This window comes from Gemmatimonadaceae bacterium (genome assembly GCA_036003045.1).
Classification (GTDB): domain Bacteria; phylum Gemmatimonadota; class Gemmatimonadetes; order Gemmatimonadales; family Gemmatimonadaceae; genus JAQBQB01.
Genome location: DASYSS010000024.1, coordinates 1 through 1,605 on the forward strand (window position 1 = coordinate 1; position 1,605 = coordinate 1,605).

Genomic DNA, 1,605 nt, shown 5'->3' on the forward strand with positions numbered 1-1,605 from the left:
TGCCACCGCCGATTCCCGGCCTCGGGACCGCGGGCGGCTTTTCCTTCTGGTTGCAGGACCGCAGCGGCGGCACGGTCGCGATGCTCAACGAGAACCTCCAGAAGTTCCTCGCCGCGGCGAAGAAGCGTCCGGAGCTGCAGAACGTGACGAGCTCGTTCCGCGCCGCGGTGCCGCAGATCTACGTCGACGTCGATCGCGACAAGGCGCTCAAGCAAGGCGTGCCGATCGGCGACGTCTATCAGGCGCTGCAGACGTACCTCGGCGGCACGTTCGTGAATCAGTTCAACCGCTTCGGCCGGCAGTGGCGCGTGTTCATGCAGGCGGACGCGGTCGATCGCATCACGCCGGACGACATCGGTCGCTTCTACGTCCGCAACAACGACGGAAACATGGTCCCCCTCTCCGCGCTCACCACAGTCCGCACGACCGCGGGGCCGGAGTACACGCAGCGCTTCAATCTCTTCCGCGCGGCGCAGATCAACGGCTCCGCGGCGCCGGGTTACAGCTCGGGGCAGGCGATGGACGCGCTCGAGCAGGTCGCCGCGCAGACGCTCCCGCGCGAGATGGGCTACGACTGGTCGGACCTTTCGTACCAGGAGAAGAGGGCGTCCGGCACGACGGGGCGCGTCTTCGCGCTGTCGATCGTGTTCGTGTTCCTGATTCTCGCCGCGTTGTACGAGAGCTGGTCGCTGCCGTTCAGCGTTCTCCTCTCGGTGCCGGTCGCGGTGTTCGGCGCGTTCCTCGGCCTGTTGCTCCGGAAATTCAACTTCGACGTCTTCGGGCAGATCGGTCTGATCGTGCTGATCGGGCTCGCGGCGAAGAACGCGATCCTGATCGTCGAGTTTGCGAAGGCGGAGTTCGAAAAGAACGGTGATCTGGTCGCCTCGGCGCTGCACGGCGCGCGAACGCGATTGCGACCGATTCTCATGACTTCGTTCGCGTTCATCCTCGGTTGCGTCCCGCTCTGGATCGCATCCGGCGCCGGCGCCGCATCGCGCCAGATCCTCGGCACGGTCGTCGTCGCCGGCATGCTCGCCGCGACGATCCTCGGCGTCTTCCTCATCCCCGCTCTCTACGGGATTGTGGAGCGCCTCGCTCGATCGGAGCGCAAACTCGAAGCGAAGCTGTCGCACGAGGTCGAGACGGTGGAGGCGCACGCATGAAGCGGGTTGCACGCCCCCTCACCCGGCCTTCGGCCACCCTCTCCCCGCTTCGCGGGGCGAGGGGTAATTACGCTGGAGTGTCGCCATTACCCTTCGCCCCACGAAGTGGGGAGAAGGTGGCCGAAGGCCGGATGAGGGGCGTGGTCATCGTTGCGCTGCTCGTTCTCGCCGGCTGCACGGTCGGGCCGAACTATCAACGTCCGACGGTCACCGTGCCGGACCACTACTACGGCGTGCCGGAGAATGCGACCGCCGAAGTGCAGTGGGCCGATCTCTTCCCCGATCCCGTGCTGAAATCGCCCGTCGATGAGGCGGTGAACAACGGCTTCGACGCGCGGATCGCAGCCGCGCGCGTGGAGCAGGCGAGGGCGCGGTACGGCATCGCCGGATCGCAGCGGTACCCGAACGTCGGCTACCAGGGCATTTACGAGTACGGCCACAC

Annotated in this window: 2 protein-coding genes; both read left to right on the forward strand. The window is 66.4% G+C overall.

Going from position 1 to position 1,605, the window contains the following annotated elements:
• Positions 1-1,163: efflux RND transporter permease subunit (locus VGQ44_05510; GenBank protein HEV8446252.1), on the forward strand; the 1,163-nt coding region annotated here is incomplete at its 5' end.
• A gap of 140 nt (positions 1,164-1,303) precedes the next feature.
• Positions 1,304-1,605, forward strand: a 302-nt coding sequence (locus VGQ44_05515; GenBank protein HEV8446253.1) for a hypothetical protein, incomplete at its 3' end; no start/stop codon positions are given.